The sequence below is a fragment of the Peribacillus sp. NPDC097197 genome (genome assembly GCF_050278025.1).
GTDB lineage: Bacteria > Bacillota > Bacilli > Bacillales > DSM-1321 > Peribacillus.
This window is the reverse complement of the sequence record NZ_JBNNST010000001.1, coordinates 183,502-203,302: the sequence shown is the minus strand read 5'-3', so window position 1 is coordinate 203,302 and position 19,801 is coordinate 183,502. Positions and strand designations below refer to the sequence as shown.

The 19,801-nt window shown below is 36.9% G+C and carries 17 protein-coding genes and 1 pseudogene; 2 read left to right on the top strand and 16 right to left on the bottom strand.

Features of this window, described 5'->3' with window-relative positions:
• Positions 1-38: 38 nt before the first annotated feature.
• From ACQKL6_RS00980 to ACQKL6_RS00910, 15 genes and pseudogenes are all read right to left on the bottom strand, one after another.
• The gene (locus ACQKL6_RS00980; RefSeq protein ID WP_402954749.1) at positions 39-365 is read right to left on the bottom strand and encodes a hypothetical protein; all 327 of its coding nucleotides are present in this window, start codon (positions 363-365) and stop codon (positions 39-41) included.
• A 364-nt stretch (positions 366-729) separates the two neighbouring features.
• Positions 730-864: a hypothetical protein gene (locus ACQKL6_RS00975; RefSeq protein WP_427650286.1), complete on the bottom strand. Its 135-nt coding sequence runs from the start codon at positions 862-864 to the stop codon at positions 730-732.
• 198 nt (positions 865-1,062) lie between these two features.
• Entirely contained in the window at positions 1,063-1,938 is an 876-nt protein-coding gene (locus ACQKL6_RS00970; RefSeq protein WP_427650285.1) for a tyrosine-type recombinase/integrase, read from the bottom strand.
• A 435-nt stretch (positions 1,939-2,373) separates the two neighbouring features.
• A complete protein-coding gene (locus ACQKL6_RS00965; protein ID WP_427650283.1) occupies positions 2,374-2,634 on the bottom strand; it encodes a hypothetical protein in 261 nt (86 codons plus the stop codon).
• A gap of 1 nt (position 2,635) precedes the next feature.
• The gene (locus tag ACQKL6_RS00960) at positions 2,636-2,950 is read right to left on the bottom strand and encodes a hypothetical protein (protein ID WP_427650281.1); all 315 of its coding nucleotides are present in this window, start codon (positions 2,948-2,950) and stop codon (positions 2,636-2,638) included.
• Positions 2,947-3,398 (bottom strand): annotated as a pseudogene (gene radC, locus ACQKL6_RS00955) (RadC family protein). Before radC ends, ACQKL6_RS00960 begins: the two are co-directional and overlap by 4 nt.
• 454 nt (positions 3,399-3,852) lie before the next feature.
• Entirely contained in the window at positions 3,853-5,883 is a 2,031-nt protein-coding gene (locus ACQKL6_RS00950; protein ID WP_427650279.1) for a hypothetical protein, read from the bottom strand.
• A 186-nt stretch (positions 5,884-6,069) separates the two neighbouring features.
• Positions 6,070-6,915, bottom strand: coding sequence for a tyrosine-type recombinase/integrase (locus ACQKL6_RS00945; protein WP_427650277.1), 846 nt, complete (start codon positions 6,913-6,915; stop codon positions 6,070-6,072).
• A gap of 8 nt (positions 6,916-6,923) precedes the next feature.
• Positions 6,924-7,805, bottom strand: coding sequence for a tyrosine-type recombinase/integrase (locus ACQKL6_RS00940; RefSeq protein WP_427650275.1), 882 nt, complete (start codon positions 7,803-7,805; stop codon positions 6,924-6,926).
• A gap of 18 nt (positions 7,806-7,823) precedes the next feature.
• The gene (gene xerA / locus ACQKL6_RS00935; RefSeq protein WP_427650273.1) at positions 7,824-8,657 is read right to left on the bottom strand and encodes a site-specific tyrosine recombinase/integron integrase; all 834 of its coding nucleotides are present in this window, start codon (positions 8,655-8,657) and stop codon (positions 7,824-7,826) included.
• Between the two features lie 5 nt (positions 8,658-8,662).
• Positions 8,663-9,556 (bottom strand): tyrosine-type recombinase/integrase, encoded by an 894-nt coding sequence (locus ACQKL6_RS00930; protein ID WP_427650271.1) that lies wholly within the window; start codon positions 9,554-9,556, stop codon positions 8,663-8,665.
• Between the two features lie 319 nt (positions 9,557-9,875).
• Positions 9,876-10,043, bottom strand: coding sequence for a hypothetical protein (locus ACQKL6_RS00925; protein WP_427650269.1), 168 nt, complete (start codon positions 10,041-10,043; stop codon positions 9,876-9,878).
• Positions 10,044-10,394: 351 nt separating this feature from the next.
• Positions 10,395-13,406 (bottom strand): hypothetical protein, encoded by a 3,012-nt coding sequence (locus ACQKL6_RS00920; RefSeq protein WP_427650267.1) that lies wholly within the window; start codon positions 13,404-13,406, stop codon positions 10,395-10,397.
• A 580-nt stretch (positions 13,407-13,986) separates the two neighbouring features.
• Positions 13,987-15,999 (bottom strand): penicillin-binding transpeptidase domain-containing protein, encoded by a 2,013-nt coding sequence (locus tag ACQKL6_RS00915; RefSeq protein ID WP_427650266.1) that lies wholly within the window; start codon positions 15,997-15,999, stop codon positions 13,987-13,989.
• Between the two features lie 152 nt (positions 16,000-16,151).
• Positions 16,152-17,591 carry a hypothetical protein gene (locus tag ACQKL6_RS00910; RefSeq protein ID WP_427650265.1) on the bottom strand — a complete coding sequence of 480 codons (1,440 nt, stop codon included), beginning with the start codon at positions 17,589-17,591 and terminating at the stop codon, positions 16,152-16,154.
• 223 nt (positions 17,592-17,814) lie between these two features.
• On the opposite strand from ACQKL6_RS00910, the gene ACQKL6_RS00905 reads away from it, so the two are divergent.
• Positions 17,815-17,961, top strand: a complete 147-nt coding sequence (locus tag ACQKL6_RS00905; protein WP_402954797.1) for a hypothetical protein — start codon at positions 17,815-17,817, stop codon at positions 17,959-17,961.
• Between the two features lie 31 nt (positions 17,962-17,992).
• On the opposite strand, the gene ACQKL6_RS00900 is transcribed toward ACQKL6_RS00905, so the two are convergent.
• On the bottom strand, positions 17,993-18,325 hold the full coding sequence (locus tag ACQKL6_RS00900; RefSeq protein ID WP_402870447.1) for a hypothetical protein: 333 nt from the start codon (positions 18,323-18,325) through the stop codon (positions 17,993-17,995).
• Between the two features lie 536 nt (positions 18,326-18,861).
• On the opposite strand from ACQKL6_RS00900, the gene ACQKL6_RS00895 reads away from it, so the two are divergent.
• On the top strand, positions 18,862-19,755 hold the full coding sequence (locus ACQKL6_RS00895) for a helix-turn-helix domain-containing protein (protein WP_402954800.1): 894 nt from the start codon (positions 18,862-18,864) through the stop codon (positions 19,753-19,755).
• Positions 19,756-19,801: the final 46 nt, after the last annotated feature.

Below are 19,801 nucleotides of genomic sequence, written 5' to 3'. Positions count from 1 at the left end.
ATACGTTCATTTGTTGATGAAACATTTCTTTGATCAAATTACTGCTTTTCATAAGTAATAATAAATGAGCCAAGTACACTCTTTACTTCCTTGGCCTTCAGAACTACTTCATCTCCTTTTTTAACCTTCGGATTGTCGGTTGACACGAAATTCAAATGTTCTCCAGTCTCGATATTGTAACCAAAAGCACTATCAGGTACAATCTCATCTACTTTAACTGATACAGTTTTCCCTTCCAAGTTATCTCCTTTATTTAGTGCAGATTCAAATTGTTCAGTTGTATAGTCTGGTTCATCAGCTCCACAACCAGCTAATAATAATGCAAAAATCATACAAGAGCTCAATATTACAACTATTTTTCTCATTTTCATCGTTCTCCTTTAGACATGAAAGTTTTAACGCCCTATATTCTAAAATGATAAATTTTTTATAAAGAATGTGCGTTCGCGTTATTATACTCTATATATGAACTACTTAACAATTAGGAGTTTACTATACTTGAAGCTAGCCAAAAATAAGCTAGAGAGAATGAAGTGGCCAAGCGCTTAGGTTTACCCTAAACACTAAACGAGCCATGGAATTAATTCTATGGCCCGTTCAAATTCTCGTCTCATGAAATAATCAAATATCTCTAAGGCCTTAGCTCTTTTTCCTTGATACTATTCAATTAGCTTTTCAACCCTTCTCTATAATTTTTGTACTCGCTCCCCATAGCTTTGAATGAGCGATTCAAATGAGCACTTGATTAAATGATATTCCATAGAGGTTGAGAAAGTCTTGTTCAATTTCTTTAATTAATTCGATTGGTATTTTATTTATTGCTTTTGGATATTCAATATCGCTTAACGTTTGTATCATCTTCATTGGTAACTTCTCCTTTATCTTCCCGTTCTATCTTGACTGCCTAAGCCGACTGGATCATAAGTCAAATCGCCTTCCATTTGACCTCCGTGAGCTTTCATACTCCCTCTCCAAAATCGAGCGATTTTAGAAATTTATCTTTGTAACCGTAAGCATAGACTGCCGATTCCACCATTTCATTTTCCGTCCTGCGTGCATACTCTACAATAAATCCAAAGCTGACTGCTTATCGGCTCTAGAAGTCTGAATATAGGTTTTCGAAGTAAGCTCTACTGAATAATGACCCAGTATCTTACTGACCGTGACCACCGGAACTCCTCGCCTTAAAAGCAGGGTTGCACAGGTTCTTCTAAACAGATGTGGGTATAGTTTCATGCCAATATCATCAGAGATTTTAGCTAACCAATTCCTAACCGCATCTCTATGCATTTTAGGACTTCTTTGAGTGACAAATAGATATTCGCTATCATGATATTTTGACTCTTTTCTCTCTCCTGCTTGATAGATTTTCATTAATTCCATAAGATCATTTCGAATTCCAATTTCTCTAACCTTTCCGGCTTTGCCCCGAACGGTGAGAGTAGAGGTTAGTGGTTCAATGTCTACATGCTTAATATTAATGAGTTCAGAGACTCGAACAGCTGTATAAAGCAAGGTATGAACAATCAAACGGTTTCGAATGCTCACTTTCAAATCATCCTGGACATAGGCCAGCACCCTCTCGACTTCTCCATCTGTTAGTGCTTCGACAACCTTCTCACTTCCATTTGCGATGGGCACTCGGTCCTTCCTTAGTTGAATAAAGTTTTTCCTTACCAGCCCTTTCATCTGTAAGAAATCATTGAATACCTTCAGGCTGTTCACCTTTTTATTTATAGTGGATATCTTTAAATTTTCGTCTAACATATATTGTTTATAGCGGACAAAAGAAAAGCGGGAAAGTGGCTGGTTCTCATCAGCAACTTTCTCCACAAGGTACAACTGAAATTGCTTTACATCATTACAGTATGATTCAATGGTTTTTGGACTCTTCCCATCTTCGATAAGCCACTGTCTGAATGCATCTAATAAGGCCAAGTGGTTTCCCTCCTAAACAAAAAAGCCATCGATGTATATTAGGCACCCATGACCTTATTCTATAAAATTCCTTGTAAACTTTTTGTACGTATTATTAATCTCTTGCCAGTCGTTACTCCAGGCGTGGCGTATATTTTGTGAATCAATGATCCGATAATGTTCGGAGAGTATGTTCTGTTGTAGTCTCCATCCGTTACTGGATTCAATTGTTCTCCAAAATATTTTTCCACCAAAAGTTTTCATAGGGAAATTAGGTAATAACATTTCGCACTCTCCTATTCCTGTTTTTTTGTCCGTCTGACGACATTCTTATGATAAAGTCGTGAGTCTTCAGTACCCTAAACTAGCTACTTTGCATGGGAAGGATAAGTTCTACTGGTTAGCTTTTAATGAGCTTAGTTTTGTCGTGAATTTCTGAAAAGAAATGTCGGGGGTTCACTCCAATGACTCGGCCACCATTTCCAAATAGGTGATGTAATTTTGAACGGATTCCCGCTGACTGTAGCTTGGAATACTCCTGATGGCTTGATTTATTTCTTCCTCGTCTATTTCGACAGATGATTCAATTACTTCATCCATAATTTGCTCGACCAATTCCTCCTTCGTTAACTCATCCAGACCATAATATCCACTAGCCGAATTAAACTCCCGAAAGAATGTCACTCCGTTTATCGTGATTTTGTGGTAATTCCCCATTTTAATCCCTCTCCTTTTTAATCTCTTTTTTATATACGACTTCTTCATTTTTCAGAATGAGTTGCAAATGCCACTCTCTTGTCCCTATATTCATCGCAATGATTCCAAGCCACTCCGTTCCATCTTCTTCACGATCAAACACCATCGTCTCGAAGAGAAACGGTTCAGGAAGTCCATTCAGCATGTCAGGTGGAATGAGTAATTCATCTATCTCATCCAGGTACAGTTCACTTCCTTCGTAGCTTATCTGTCTTTTATCGGCTTCTATATGAAATTCGTTTTCTAGGGTTTTTACGAACCAATCTAGTTCCTTCAAATGCATCCCTTCTCCTTTAATGAGACGAAGTTGTCATCGCCTACGATGATGTGATCCAATAACTTTATCCCTATAATCTTTCCAGCTTTGACTAGTCTCTTCGTGACCTCTATATCTTCACTTGATGGGCTACTCTATCCGCTGGGATGATTGTGTCCCACCATGATAGAAGCGGCATTCGATATAATCGCAGACTTCATGACTTCCCGGGGATTTACGATACTCGCATTCAGGCTACCCACGTGGCAGATGTTTATTGAAAGCGGTTGGTTCTTCGTATCCAGACTAATTACGATAAAGGCTTCTCTATCTAAGTCTCCCAGGAATTGATTCATCAGATGATATCCATCTTCAGGCGATCGTATAGATCTTTCTTTGTATAACGAATTGATTCCTTCATTAATTTCACACTAACGATGTTTATTCTCTTTGCTGGATGGTTTTCCATTTAGATTTCACCTCCAATAGAAATAGCCCTAATTCCTTGAAAGGAATTAGGACTATTATCTTGATTTACTTCAAAATCATAATATATGGTTATCTTTCTATTTGATTCGATTTCGTTTTTTATGTAAACAAAATGCCCTTCAGTGTTTCTCTCCATGGCTAAGTTCGTGCATCTTTGATTACAACATGGAAAGTCTTTCTCATTCTCCATACAAAACAAACCATACAACGTGTATTATCCTCCTCAATTAGAAATAGCCCTAACACCTCGAAAGGAATTAGAGATGATATGGATACTTTACACTATCATAAAAAAAGCTTATTTTTCTATTTGATTCGGGTCCCTACTACCTGATGCAGATAGTCATGTCAAAAAGAAAAACCCTGCGGAGATTTCTCTCCACAGAGTTTTAAATATTGATTAGTGTATCATTCACCTATTCAATAACTTTAAATTACTTAACTAAAGTTACATTGATAGATACAGGAGCCGCTAATAGGTCTGCATTAGCTGTTGTGCTAACTGCAGGTACTACAATTGTTACAGTACCAGCTTTAGAATCATCAGTTAAAGTAAGTACCCCACTAGCATTTGAAACATTATTTAAATTAGTTACGACTGGTGTAGAATTTACTGTCAAACCATTAGCTAACAAGTCTGTTGCTGTTGCAATTTTATAGCTCATAGTTGCAGCAAATTGGTCTTGAATAGTTAGTGCAGGGTTTAACAAGTATTTTGTTCCAGCTGTATTTAGTTTACCAAACAGTAGTTCCTTCGAAGTTACTGAAGTACCACCTAGGTTTGATAAATCCACAGTACGGTTTGAAGTGTTTACTACAGCTTTTGTAGCTACAGAGTCAGTGTTTTTATAAGCAACACTAATTGTATCAACTGCTACTCCACCTACTGTAGCAGTAACATTTACTGTTCCAGAGTTAACAAGTTTAACTACCGCATCACTGTTGAAAGCAATAGTTCCAGTACCAGCAGCATAAGCTGTTGCAAGGAAAGCGGCATCTTTAGCAGTAGATGTAGTAAATGTTAATGCTGCAGCACTACCATCAAGTGCTTTAGTATTAATTACATTACCGTTTTTATCCAACTCGTTAAGTACGAATTTTACTGCATCATCAACATCTGCACCAGTTTCTGACGTATCATCATCGGCATCTAAAACGGCGTTTTTAGAAGCTAATGCTAATTTATAGGTAGCAGTTTCAGTATCAAATTCGCTAACTGTTACAGCAATAGATTTTGTAAATACTACTGTTCCAGCAGCATTTTTATATTCTACAGTGACAGTTGAAGAACCTTTTGCTACTTTATCAATAGTAACTGTTCCATCAGCAGCAACAGTAGCTGTAGCAGCCTTAGTATTGCTTGATTTAACAGTTAATTTGCTATTATCTCCAAAAGTTACTACTGTTCCCTCTGTGTTTAATACAGGTGCAGGTGTAGTAGGGAAGTCAATATCCTCACCATACTGGTCTAATAAAGAAACTGAAACTGTATCACTTGTTTTAGTTGCACCTGTAGCTGTATCAAGTGAAACTTTATCTTTACTTAATTTTGCATCAGTAATTTTTTCGTTAGCAACTACTTCAAATGATACAGTAGTTTCAACATCGCCAACTTTAATTTTAGCTTGTGCTTTTCCAGCCGTAATCGTTTTAATTACAAATTCTCCATTAACAACCTCTACGTTAGCTACAGTTGGTGTTAAGTTTGTAATTTTATAGTTAGCAGCAGTAGAACCACTTGCTTCAACTGGGCTTAATGCAACAACATTACCATCTACATCTTTACCAAATAGGTTCAATACAGCACCATCTTCATTGACTTTCAATGTAGTGTTCAACTTGTTTAGCTTTTTAGCATTCTCATATGTTGAAACATTAGTAGCTGCTCCAATATGAATCCCATCAAATGATGTTACTTCTAATTCTGGTGCTACTGTTACTTTCACCGCTCCAGTAGTTGCTAAAGTATCAGAACCTTCTTTTACTTTTACTTCTACATAGAATGATTTGGTAGTCGATGTTGTTACGTCGCCATTTGCAGCTACTGCACCAGCATCAGTTGAAGAAATTTCAAGAGTTAATGAATCATTATCTAATACTAAACCATTTTTGTCTTTAACAACTACTGAATCAAGAATACTTTCTCCATCGTAGAATTTTGTAGTTGATAATGCAACTGAATTAACAGCAGCAATTTCATATTTAAATTCTACAGTTTGGGCTTCTTTTAATTCAGAACCTGTAGCAGATTTAACACCATTTACCGTTACTTTATAAGTATCTTTATCTGTCAAGGCTTTATTGAAAGTCAATTTAACTTCTTTTTTGTTATCAGCACTAACTTCAGCTTTGATTACTGTTACGTTATTATCAACAGTAAAGTTTTCAGCAGTAGCTTCGCCAATTTCTCCCTCAAAAGTTACAACCGCTTGTGTAGCGTTAATCGCACTTTCATTCTGTTTCAACCGACATCAAAAAACGCCATTAACCCTTGAATATATAGGGTTTATGGCATTTTTTATAAGCCACGGTTTAGTACGGGTAATACTGATTATCATGCATTGGCCCCTTTTGCCTTTTTATTAAGAAAAAGAGTCAAGCACAATACATCAATCGCCGTTCTATATCCTTAAATTTACAAGTAAATAACTTTACATCCATTCATCATACAATTCCTTTCGTGCTTGAACATTGAATTGAACATATACTTTTGTACACGTCCATTCTTCATGTCCTAGTAATGCTTGTATATACTCTAGAGACATTCCTTTAATTGCAAGGTGTGTAGCGAATGTGTGACGTAATGTATGAGGAGTCACCCTAAAACCAAGTTCTTTGCTGTATTGTATAAACCAATCGCCTATCGAATACCGTTTAATCGGCCCATCCTTACACCTATTTAAAAATAAGAAAGGAAAATCCCCAGTTCTAGTTTTTAAATAAGTTTTTAAATATTCCTCACAATCTTTTGTAAAAAGAACCAGCCTATCCTTTTTACCTTTCCCTTTCTTAACTACAATAGATCGCTCTGACCAATTAATGTCTTCTATCTTCATGGCACATAATTCACTTATCCTGACACCTGTTGTATAAAGAACTTCAACAACTGTTCTTTGTAACACTCTTCCTTCTACAAGGTTTCTCAACTCTCCCAGTTGTTTCACTGTTAAGTATCTCGGAGGTTTTTCTCTGTGTTTTTGCACTGGATTTGGTATTGCCCAAAAAGGATTTTTAGTAATCATTTCTTCCTCAAAGCAATAATTAAAAAAACGTTTCACTCTAAAAAATTTGGTATTTACCGTTACCTCGGCATATCCTTTTGCAATTAATTGATTCAACCAATTACGTATATCCCTAGCTTGAATTTCTTGAATAGATTTTTCACTATGACCTACCAGTTCCTCCACATTGAATTGGATATATTTAAGGGTACTTTGCTCAAACTTGAACTTATTATCCTCTAAAAATTTCATCATTAACTCTTCCATTTTATTCATATCTCTAATCAACCCATGTATTTTCTGTAACGGACAATAATTTCACTTTTTAGAAGCCTAGCATATATTTGCGTTGTCGCAATATCATTATGGCCCAATTCTTCCCCAATAAATGATAATTCTGCACCTTTAGCTAGTAGTTCCGTCGCGAAGGTATGACGTAGTTGGTGAGGATGCAAGTTTTTAAGACCCGCCTTTTCTCCAATCGATCTTATTGTCCTATAAATTTGACTAATAGATAAACGCTCTCCTCCTAATGATAGGAAAAGGGCAGGGGATGTCGATTCCTTTCTAGTTATCATATAACGTTCTAATAGAATTGCACACTTTTCCGTAAAATGGACTTGACGAATTTTTTTACCCTTCCCAACTATGGTTGCAGTCCGGTTATCCACATCTATATCCGCATAGTTGAGCCGATTTACCTCTCCAATTCTGCAACCTGATGTTAGCATAAATTCCAATATCGTTTGACTTCGTAGAGAATCTTTTTCACTTTGCTGTCTTACTTTTGCAATCTCTTCTTTTCCTAAGTATTTTGGTGCTGATTTCGGAAGCCTCGGAAACCATCGGCTCTTGATTAGGGAGCGTTCAATTAATTCTTCTTGAACACAGAACGTATAAAAAGACGATAAAATACTTAAACGTACTTTAAGTGACCTCTCTTTTACATGCCCTTGATTTTCACAATACCATTGATAAATGGTTTCTGATGAAAGTGAAGCAAAGGACTCTGTCTGCATAACAAAAAACTGTTCTAAAAAACTTCGATACATTCTAATTGTTGTCTCACTACGATTTGTTAGTTTCAAACTTAACAAAAATTCACTGACTGCATTCTGATTTTCTATATTCGGAAACTGTTTTGCTAACTCCCAATAATTAATCATTATATCTCCTTTCACTATTTATCCTTGGTAGCGGTCATATTGTTTTTTACGAGCATGCTCCATCAACCGAGTATAAATTCTTGTAGTATTTATATTGACATGACCAAGCAGTTCTTGAATGTAGCTTTGAGGCATATTCTTTTCTGCAAGATGAGCTGCAAATGTATGTCGCATCGTATGTGGCACGACTTTAAAACCCAATTCTGATGTAAATTCCTGAAACTTTTTTTCAACAAAAACCCGACTTAAATGTCCTCCTCGATTGTTTGCGAATAGATAAGGATTGGCGTTCTTTCGATTACTAAGATACGTTTTCAAGCGTTCTGCACATTCGTGGGTGAATAGGACAAAACGCTCCTTGTTTCCTTTTCCTTTCCGGATCCATATCTGTCGTGTTTCCCATTTGATGTCTTCGAGCTTAATCTCAAGGAGTTCACTTACCCTGACACCTGTTGCATATAAGGCCTCAACGATGGCACGGTCTCGCGGGTCACTTCTGGTCAGTTCTTGAAGAAAAGCTACTTGTCGCTTTGTTAAGTAATAGGGAAGGGAATCATCTTTCTGAGGTGTATGTACAGTTGCTGTGGGATTTTTCGTAGTTTTATTTTCTTCCATACAATATTGATAGAAGGACTTCAACGCACTTAATTTTAAGTGAATTGATCGTGGTTTTAAACCCTGATCTTCCATAGAGGCAAGCCAGGCACGCACATCGTTCGCCTTCACTTCATCATAATTCTTATCACAGAAAGCAAAGAATTGTTTCAACGATATAGTATAACTGCGGATTGTTTCTTTAGTAAATCTAGTTTTATGATCATCAAAGAAAGATTTTTGGATTTTCAGATTCATTGTTTTCACCCCATTTTATTTTGGTAGGCTAAGAGCATATCTTCTGTTGGAATCCGTGCATAGACACGTGTCGTATTCAAATCTGCATGACCCATTTCATCCGCAATAAATTCTATATTGGCCCCTCTTGCCAGCATATTTGTCGCAAATGTATGACGGCAGCAGTGTGGATGGAGAGATTGTGTGAGACCTGCCTGTTTACCTAATTTAGTCGTGATGGCATAGATTCCACTCTTAGTCAGGCGCTGCCCAAACTTGTTTTGAAAGAGAGGGCCTTCTAGATCGCTAGAACGTGTTGCTAAATATTCCTTTAGAACAAGAGCACATTCCTCCGAAAAGTGAATATGCCGGATCTTTTTTCCTTTTCCCTTTACAATGGCTGTACGCTTTTCAAGTTGAACATCCGGAATATTTAATTGGGAAGCTTCTGAGCTTCGGCATCCCGATGAGAAAAGAAACAAGATGAGCGAGCGGTTACGAAGGGATAAACTTTCTGCTGCCATTTTTACACGGGTATACTCCTGCTCGGTCAGATATTTAGGCAGAGCATGGGGAATTTTTGGACGCCAGCGTTTTTTTATGACCATAGTATCCATATACTCTTCAGCTAAACAGAATTGAAAAAAAGAAGAAATCGCTGAAAGAAAAAGATCTATGGTCTTTGGCTTTTTACCCTCGGAAAACTCGTTTAACCAGTGTAAAACATCATCTGAAGTTAGCTCCTCCAACTGAATTGTACATTCTCTGAAAAAACGTTCTAATATCCATCGATATTTCTTAATCGTTGCTTCTGCTTTGTTAGACAATTTCATACTTAATAAGTATTCGTTTAAAATAACTCTTGTTTCTAAAGGGATGGCTTCACTATTGCTCTGCCAATAGTTATCCGAATTGTTCACTTACTATTTCTCCTCCTTTCTATTTAAATTTTCTGTCATCAATGATAGCTACATTGTTATCAACTATTCTATTTTTAAACATAGGGCATAAGAAAGAGGGTTATTGCTAATATCTACAATAACCCAAATCTTAATTATTCCGTTTTAATCTTTCAACTAAATAAACATTATGTTGAAAGTTGGTTAGAAAAGTTTACTTCGTTTTAATAAATATATTTAATGTTGTATTTTAATCTTTCAACTAAAAAAATATTATGTTGAAAGATTCTTAGAACAATTATAGTCAAATAGAAGGATAAATATTCAGTCCAAATTTTTTTTAGAAATATTTAAATATATCTAAATTCCCTGCTATATGTATCCCATTATTTCTTGCATATTCCGATTTTACCTGCCGCGGATAACCAATAATTTCTTCTACTGATTTATTTTTAATTTTTGTAGATTTTCTATAATAGCTAATTGCTAACCTGTTATTTTCAGACATAAAAAAATACACACCTTTCTTTAAGATAAAAGTAAGATGTGCAATAGATATTTGTTGTATACGTTGAAATGTACCTAGGGATTCAAAAACATTAAAAATTATGTGAGTAGCTACTACACTCTAATTTTTAATTATAAACACGGCTCTAAAGAATTTTATAATATCCTCCCCCAACAGAAATAGCCCTAACTCTTTTAAAGGAATTAGGGCTGATGTTACTCTTATACACGATTATAATATAAGCTTATTTTTCTATTTGATGCAGGTTCGTTTCTTTTATGTACAAGAAAACCCTGCAGAGATTTCTCTCCACAGAGGCTTCTATCTTAAATTCTTATTTAAATTAACTTTTTATGCTTCTTCAGCTGGGTCTTTTACTTCTTCAGCTGGTGCTTTTACTGCGTCAAGATTAATTTTAAACTTCACAGTAGTAGTTACACCATTAACTGAAACTTTTGCTGTTAATGTAGCACCGTCTTTCAAGTTAGACACCTTCGCAGTTTCGGTACCATTACTCTCAATTTTAGCTTCAGTTTTATCAACATTAACTACACTAGAGAAAGTAACTAAAGCATCTTTATGGCTATCATCAGCAAACGTAATGACTAAGTTTCCTTTTTCACTAGTAGCAACAGTTCCTTCTACTCCATATTGGTCAGTAACAGCAATATTAGTTAAATTACCTGCTGTTAGAGTACCAGTAGTAATAGTAAGTTCAGCTGAATCTACAGTTTTTTCATTTTCTACATATTCAACCTTTGCAGCTTTTGGAGCTACTGCAGAGATTTTACCTTTAACAGAAAGTTCGTCACCAGTATCATTAATGATCACTTTTGCAGTTGCGTCCTTAGTTTCAGGCAATCCGTTTTTGCTATTTGTTTCTACTTGTGACTTATCTCCAGATAGCTTATTTGTATCTGAGTTGTATTTAAATCCGCCATTTCCTACTACCACATTATACTCATCTTTCGGTAACTTAACTTCTTTACCATCCTTTGTTACACCATAAACTTCTAGGTCTTTGGCATAATCAACATCATCTGTAGCTAACAAAGTTCCTGCATCAGTAACTTTATAAGAAGCGAATTCCGACTGAGCTACTGTAGTAAATCTTACATCTACAGATGACTCGTTCGTTTTACCTTTATTAATTGTAAAGGTTACTAAGGCAGAGTCTTTAAGAGCTGTAATTGAAATAATACCAGATTTTTTTTCAACTTTAATTTTAGCATCATCTGCTGATTCCACATCGACAGTAAAGCCATCTGTAATAGTTCTGCCATATTGATCTTGAACGATAAAGTTTTTATCTTCAAGAGTTATTTTTTGATTTTGATAGATAGAAGTTGATACTTTAGAGTCAAGATTAACTAAAGTTTGAGCAACTGCATCAGTCTTAACTTGGAAAACTTTATTACTGAATTTATTAGTTGGCGTTGTTACAGAGACAATTAAGTTTCCTACTTCATTAGCCTTGACAGAATCCGTAGTTAATTCAATGTAAAGTTTTCCGTCTTTTTCAACAATTTTTCCTTCTTTTGAAGTAGCTCCAGCAAGAGTTACTTTAACACCAGTAGTGTCGGCAACTTTTGTTACAGCCGCACCTTTGTTATTTGTAATTTCTACTGGCACTAGTACTTTTTCACTTCCAGCAATAACGCCTTCAGGGGAACCAATTGTAACCGTATCAACTTTAACACCTTCTGCAACAGTTACTAATTGGCTTACTGATTTACCAGTTGAATTAGAGATCAATGTAACTAAACTATCACCTTTTGTACCTGGAACCACTTTTAAAGCTAATTTCTTAACTTTATTTACTTCAATTTCTTCAAAGATTGCTTTCCCATCTTTATCTTTTGAAAAATCAGCAACTGTTGTGTTAGAAGCTAGAACAGTAAGTTCATTTTTCAACTTATTTACATCAGTAATTTCATTACCATACTGGTCTTTTACATCCACTAATACATAGAAATTATCAGATTTAGTATCTTCAGATAAAGTTTTGCTATCTTTGTTATAAATACCATTTACCGCTACTTCAGAAACTTTTGCCTCTGATGCAACTGTTAATGTTGCATTAGCTGTTTTTGCAGTATTCTTATCAATAACAGTTACAACAACTTTATCTCCAGCTTTCAACACACTAGAAGACTCAAGTGATAATTTACCTTTTTCAGCTTTTAATTCACCATTTGGTGAGCTAACTGCTAAATTAGCTAAAGAAGTTGATGTTACGTCTTCTCCATATTGATTAAGAACTTGGTAACCTACAGCGCCTGTTTTTTCACCTGATTTAATTAGACTATCAGAAAGAATTTTAATTTCAGCTACCTTTTCATTTTCAACAGTAACTGAACCATTAAGTGCTTCTTCAGAAAGACCTTTTACAGAGATATTATAAGTACCTTCAGTAAGTTTAGAATTAATTTCTAAAGTTGCTGATTTCTTATCCTCACTCCACTTAGTAGCACTTACTCCAATTGTAGAAGCACCTTTTTTGACTTCAAATTGAGCTTTGCTAGTATCTTTAACAGGAGTTGAGAAAGTTACCTGAACAGTTTTAGTGTTAATCGCACTTACTTCTTTAACTGCAGGTACTTGAGCATCTTCGAATTTTTTGTTGATTTTCACAACAGCATTTGTGATGTTTTTAGCTAATTTAGTATCTAACTTAGCAACTTTAGCTGCTGTTTCTTTTGTATCAACGATTAATTTTTCAGCTGCTTCAAGGTCTTCTTTATCAACAAGGACAGAGATTTTTTTGTAAGCTTGGTAAACTGTCATTTCGTCGTTTACAGAGTTAACAAGTTCATTTGCTGCATCTGCATATTTTGCAGTTAGAAGTTCACGAGCATCTGGTCCGTAGACTTTCTTCACGTTTGCTTCGAATTCTTTGATTTTTGCTTGGTATGCTTTTTGTGCAGATAAAACTTTAGATTGTGTTCCACCAGCTACAGCCGCTGTGAATGCTTCTTTAGTAGGTTTAAGGTTAGTAGTAACTGCTTTTAAGTATAGTTCAGCGCGGTCTAGATATTTTTTGTTAGTATCTAGTTTTTTTGTAAGAGTCGCTTTTTGAGCTTTAGTTCCGCCTTTTGAAGCGATTTCTTTTGCAGCTGCTGTATAAGCATCTTGAGCTGATTTTACATCTTTTTTGATTGTTGATAATGCAGGAAGCTTACCTTCCACGCGAGCCGTTTTGTTATACGTGTTGAATGCTTTAAGCATTGCTGATGAAGCTTTTGTAATCGCTTTGTCAACTGAGCTAGTAGCTGCCTCTGATTGTGTTGGTGCTACTGCGACGAACGCTGATGCGGCAATTGCAGTTGCCGTTGCTAATTTAATTGCTTTCTTTTTTCCCATGTTAGAAAAAACTCCCTTTCAATATCTAAAGTAGTGCGTTAGGAACGCAAGCTCATATAGAGCGAAATAACTAACGACTTACAAAAAAACGCATTTAATACTAAATGACCAATTCATAATTCCTACGACAAGTAATAATATCAATGACTAGTTCTTTTAAACTAGAGAACTATAATTGGGTTAATTACCAATCCGTTCTACTTAATCTATAATAATACAAGTTTTTTGGAATTTCTACCTTTTTATAAATATTTATTGGGAAAAAACCTAGTAATTGTTTCCAATTATTCTTTTAACTAGATTTAAAGCTAACTAAATTTGATAATAATAGTTTTATATTCCATATAATCAAATAAATGAATTAGATATTACTATTTTGTCATTCACAAATACTATTGACCTATATTTTGTTATGTTATGACATTTTAATGAAGTAATCGTTAATTACCAGCCTTATTCTTGATTTAAACTGGGCGAAACTAAGGATTTTTCAGGTATAATTTTCTTCGTCCACTCTCCTTTCTACGGGTATTTAGTGACACAAAAAAGACACCTATTGGAAATAGGTGTCTTTTTTGTGTCACTTCAAGTATTTCTTCAGAACCGGCTTCATTTTATCACTTACCAAATGGCTGCCGCCCCGTCCTTTTACGTCTTCCATCATCCAGGCCATGATCAGCTCTGGGTCTTCAGTATCCATGGCAACCAGCCAACCATTTTCGGTTCCGCTGGAATTCTTGGATGCTTTGGTCTCGGCTGTGCCTGTTTTCGTAGCCAGCTTCACTCCAATATCGTTTAAATCATGTGCGGTTCCTTTAGGATGCTCCACGACCTGTGTGAGCATCTTGGTGATCGTAGTTGCTTGATCTGCAGAAATGATGTTTTCTTTCAACGGTTTCTTTTCCGTTTTATCGCCTGTCACTAAGGAAGGGGCCATGATGTTTCCTTCATTTAAGAAAGCCGAGTAGGTCATTGCCAAGTGAAGGGTGCTCATTTGGACTTGGGCTTGCCCATAGCTCGCATCAGCCAGGCGTCCTTCGCTATCGAGCTTTCCAATACTTGATGCTTTAATCGGGTAGTCAAAGTTCAGGGATTCATCAAAACCGAAGTCTTGGAGCCCTTTTGAGAATTTATCTTTGCCAAGCTTCAATGCTTGTTGGGCAAAGTAAATATTATCGGAATAGATGAGGGCCTTTTCCATATCGATCGGCACTCCAGGGTTCGAGACCCTTGTGATGGAATGGTCTTTCCAGTTCGATTTCGCCCATTTTGTTCCTTGAATGCTGAGTGCAGCTTTAGGGTCGATTCCATTTTTCAATTCAATCGCCGCCGTTAGTGCTTTAATCGTCGATCCCGGTGCAAAGGTTGAACTGAACCGGTTCAGCAGTGGCTTGTCCGGGTCATCTTCCAATGCCTTCTGTTCCGCATTCGTGATGCCCAGTACATATTTGTTCGGATCAAAAGAAGGACTGGATACGAGCGCCAGTGTCTCGCCGGTATTCGGATCAAGTGCTGCCGCCGATCCCGCTTCGTTATCATATTGTTTGAAGATATCCTTTTGAAGTTCGGCATCGATTGTCAACGTGATCGTTTCGCCTTCTTCAGCCGGCTTCTCGGCGATGATTTTTTCCTCGCCTTCTTCTGTCTTGATGAAGATCTTGCCGCCCGGTTTCCCTTTTAGGCGTTCTTCTAGAATTTGCTCGAGGCCACGTTTTCCGATGACGTCATTCGCGGTGTACCCCTTGCCTTTTAATTTCTCCAGATCTTCCGCCGAAGCCTCCCCCACATAACCGATTAAATGCGCAGTGGCCTTTTTATAAGGATAGATCCGTTCCTCGGAACTGTTGGCAGAGACCCCTGGGATGCTTAGCAACTTATCCAAGGTTGCTGTCTCATCAGAAGATATTTGCTTGATGGGCACGAAATAACTAGGCTGCACCCATGATTGGTTCAATTTCTTTTCGACTTCATCCGTTGTCATATTAAGAGTACCGGCCACCTGTTTGACGGTGGCTTTTTTGTCACCCATTTTCTCTGGTACGATTCCGATTTCCGAAACCATCCCATTCATCGCCAGGCCACGTTCATTCCGGTCGACAATTTCGCCACGGATGGCCGGGTAGGACTCGACTGATATCTTTTCACCAGCTTTGAGATCCGGGAAGATATAGCTTTCATCCCATTTAATGTACCAATTTTCTTCCTTATCTCTCTCTTCTTTGACAAGGGTCGCCTTATGGTCGGAACTGACAGTTCCCGCTAGCGTGTCCATGTCGACGGTATAAGCCAATTTCACCTTTTCATCATCTTTATGTTCTTTTGCTTCTTCTTCTTTTGGTTGAGTATAGCCCACCTTGACTTGGTCGGCTTCGATTCCTTTATAGATCTTTTTATATCGCTCTGCAAATTCATCTGCACTGACTTGTTTCTTCGTATCAGCTGACAGATAATCATACATTTTCGCAAAATCTTGTTTATTCCATAGTTTCGTATAGGCCGCAAAGCGTTCTTCTGGACTAGGTTCTTCCGAGCACCCCGCCAAAAACATGACACTCATCAACAAACAGCCGAAAACTAATGCTAATCTTTTCATAATCTCCTCCTAGTGAACAGTAAGAATGATATCTATAGTTTATCAAAGGTTGGGAGGAAAAGGGGAAATTTGTAATGACACTTTCCCTCTTTTTACTATTTAGGATCATTAACACAAACAAAAGTCCTGCACATATGCGCAGGACTTGATTGTTATAGCACTTTCTTTTTCCGGCTTTTTTGTTCTTGAAGCCATTTTTTCAAGAATAAGAAGCCCATGACAAAGGAAATGATCAGGCCGGATGATGTTACCAATACAGCGACCCATTCATACAGTGTGTAATTCATATAATCTTCCAACGTCAATTTCTTTTGCCAATCCTCTATATACAGGTTCATCCCGAATATGCCGGAGATGACCGTATAGATGGTAAGGATTTGCAGCAGGTAATTACTACTTTTCCCGGAAAGCTTATCTTGGTTTTGGTACAAGTAGGAAAGCGTTTCTTTCACTTCTTGATAGAGCGGTTCGATCCTGAATACTTCTTTCGTCATTTTGAAGAGCTCTTTCCCTGTGAAGGTGCTGTTCACTTCAGCAAATAAGTACTTCGCCGAAAACTCGGTGATCATGAAGATTAACAATTCCGTATCCGACTGGTCTTTTTCCACATCGATTTGGGAATGGTCATGAGCCAGTTTCAACAGGACTATTTTATAATAGAAGTAAAGCAGCATGGAATAGAAGTGTTGCCCGTACATTTCACTCGCAAGTTGGTTCTCTAGCTTGCCTGTCGCTTTTGTGACACAGGCAAAATGCCCCTCGCTCGTGACATAATACGTTTCCTCCCCCCAACGATCGTACACCCTCTCCTTGTAATACTTGTCAATATAGTTCGGGTTCAGGGCGCCGACATAGGGTTCTCCATCATTATCATATCCATTTAACTGACTCGTTCGGTATAAATCCGATTTGTTAATTTCCCGATCCTTCGGGAGATTCGTATAACTGAGGACAAACATGCGTTCATCCACGAAGAAAGGCAAACTTCCGAAGTAGGATGTGTGGTCTTCTTCGTCATCAATATATTTCTCAGCAGGAGGGATTAACTCCTCAAAGATGAAATCTTTCACGTATCCATACTCATTATTCCTACAGCCGACCTTCATCTCGATTTCATCTTCCGCAATGGGTTCGAGAATCCGGAACGTATCCGTGAAATAAAGGACATCATCATAAGGAAGGTTCTCAGGCAATGTAACCCGGATATTAATCATCCCGATATGAAACGGGCAAATGTAGATATCAATGGAGTTGATTATAAAAGCCGTTTTTAAGAATGGCGAACGGAACGTGCAGCCCAGATCCATTTTCTTCGAGAAACGGCGTATGCCCTCTTTCTGTTTTGAACTGCTCGGAAACAAAATGGGGACAATATTCGGCATAAAGTATTGCTCCAAGTTACGATGGGAAACTTTATGATCGCCATAAAAATCGTCCTGCAGGTCCATATTATCCAGGTCCAAAAAGACAAAGTCATCCTTAAGCAACCGTTTGACAAACCCTTCGATTTTATTTCCTTCTAGCATGAACGGAAAAATAAATTGTTGGAAGGAGCGCTTGGTACGGTCGTTTTTTTCATTACTCATAGCCATAATTTTTGCCTCCGCCTTGACCGGGGTTCTCCGGTTCTCATTCACGTGCTCTTATTCACTTACCCCAGTTCTATCAAATAAAAACGAAGCATAATATGGTAAGAAAACGGACAAGCTTTTATTTTCCACCCTCCCCTCCTTATTGACGGAAGGTAATTTCTGGTTTAAACAACCACAAAACGGGTACAAAATAATAAGAAGAATTTGGTAAGGGGGCGACAACGTGAAATCTGATACGAAAAAATACCATTTCGAGTTATTAGAACGGGTAAAACCTACGGAATCAAACGACCGGAAGCGGATGAGCGAATTCATAAAAAAAATGAAAAACAATGCACAAAACTCCCAATTAACAAGCAAAAACTCATGACATATGAGATGTCATGAGCTTCTTTACGTTCTTAATACGCAACTTTTTTCTGATGATCTTGCCCCACGCAATTTTGAATGCCAATTACGTCCAAAAAGTGTTGAATTTTTTTCATAGAGCTCGCCTGGTATTCATCCACGATGGAAAACTCTTTTATATAAGCGATTTTTTCTTGACTACTCGGGTCAAGGAGTTCATCTGTATCTATATCATCCTGGTTGTATTTTTTCTCATTTGATTTCTTGCATGTGTAAACCACAGCTTCCCCAACCTTCTTGGCAGCCCTATCAAAGTAAAAAGAAAATACAATGGCACATTCGTCATCATAAAAAGAGGGTTGAACTTTCATATTAATATCAATCATCATTCTTCCACCTCTCTCTGTTTTGTTATTCTTACTATAGCAAACTTTCTACATGCATCCATGTGTTCATATAGCCCCTCACGTTTCTTCCACATCTTCCTATGCCCCCTTATATTGACAAATCATGGATAAATATAACTAAAGGCATATGCTTGAAAGAATATTTTAGATAAAGGCAAAAAAAAGACACCTCCTGAAGAAGATGTCTGAAAAACATCAATTTTTAGCTTTTTACATGTAAGCCTGGCAATTCATGAAGACCTGGCAATTCAGTAGGAGCGATTACAAAAGCAGCGATAATAAGTAAAGAGATCGCTAATGCCTTAGTATTTTTTTTCATAGGTCATTCCTCCTCTTTTCGGTAAAAAATATTGGTTAATATAGAAAAAAATTCTATAGTTATATTTAACCACACTTTTTAATACTACAAATTTCTACTTAGAAATCTTTTTACACCGTTAAACAAAGATACTTGGCCATTTTACCGATTTTTCGTTATGAAATATAACTCTAGGCATATTTTAAGGAGAATCAATATGGATTTTTTCGCTGTTGGACAAAAAATTAAAGAACTACGGAAACAGATTGGGCTTTCACAGGAGGAATTAGCATCGGGAATTTGTACGCAGGCTCAAATCAGTAAAATTGAAAAGGGAGATGTATATCCCTATGCCTCTACTCTCTACCTAATTTCTCAACGTTTAGGCGTTGATGTGAACTATTTTTTCGATATTGGAATGACCCCTCGGCTAGATTATGTTGAGGAAGTTATACATCAGCTTAAAATAGCTAGAAGAACCCGAAATTATGAAGAAATGCAACAAATCGTGAAGATGGAAGAAAAGAATCCTCTTTTCATCCAAAATAAAAAGAATCATCAACTGATTCTTTGGCACAAGGGCATCTATGAATATGAAAAAAATAAGAATCTAGAAAAGGCAACGGATTTGTTTAAACAGGCTATTGCCCTTACCCATACTACAGATAAAATTTTTTCTGAACGAGAACTAGAGATCTTAAGTAGCCTCGGTGTACTATATATGGATGAAGAACAATATGATAAAGCGTTTTCCCTACTTCAGAAGGCATTGGACCATTTAATAGCCCTTCCTTTTTTGACAGACAAGACGTTAAGAACTCGTTTAACCTATAATTTTGGTAGAGTATTAACACGTTTAGAACGATATGAAGAATCTATTAACTATTGCCGTGAAGCAATAAAATGGTGCTTAGCTAATGATCAATTGTATGCTTTAGCTGACTTATATTATCACCTTGGATATAATTTTGAACTACTAGAAGACTACGAATCTGCCATATCTTTCATAGAAAAATCTGAATTTCTCTTTACTCTCCAAAAGAATGAAGTTTTTATCACGTTTATCCAAAATAAGCTTAACAGTTTAAAAAGACAAAAGAAAAACCAGTAAGGCTTGTCAAACTCTCGCCATTCCCAACCCGGGAATGGCTTTTCAC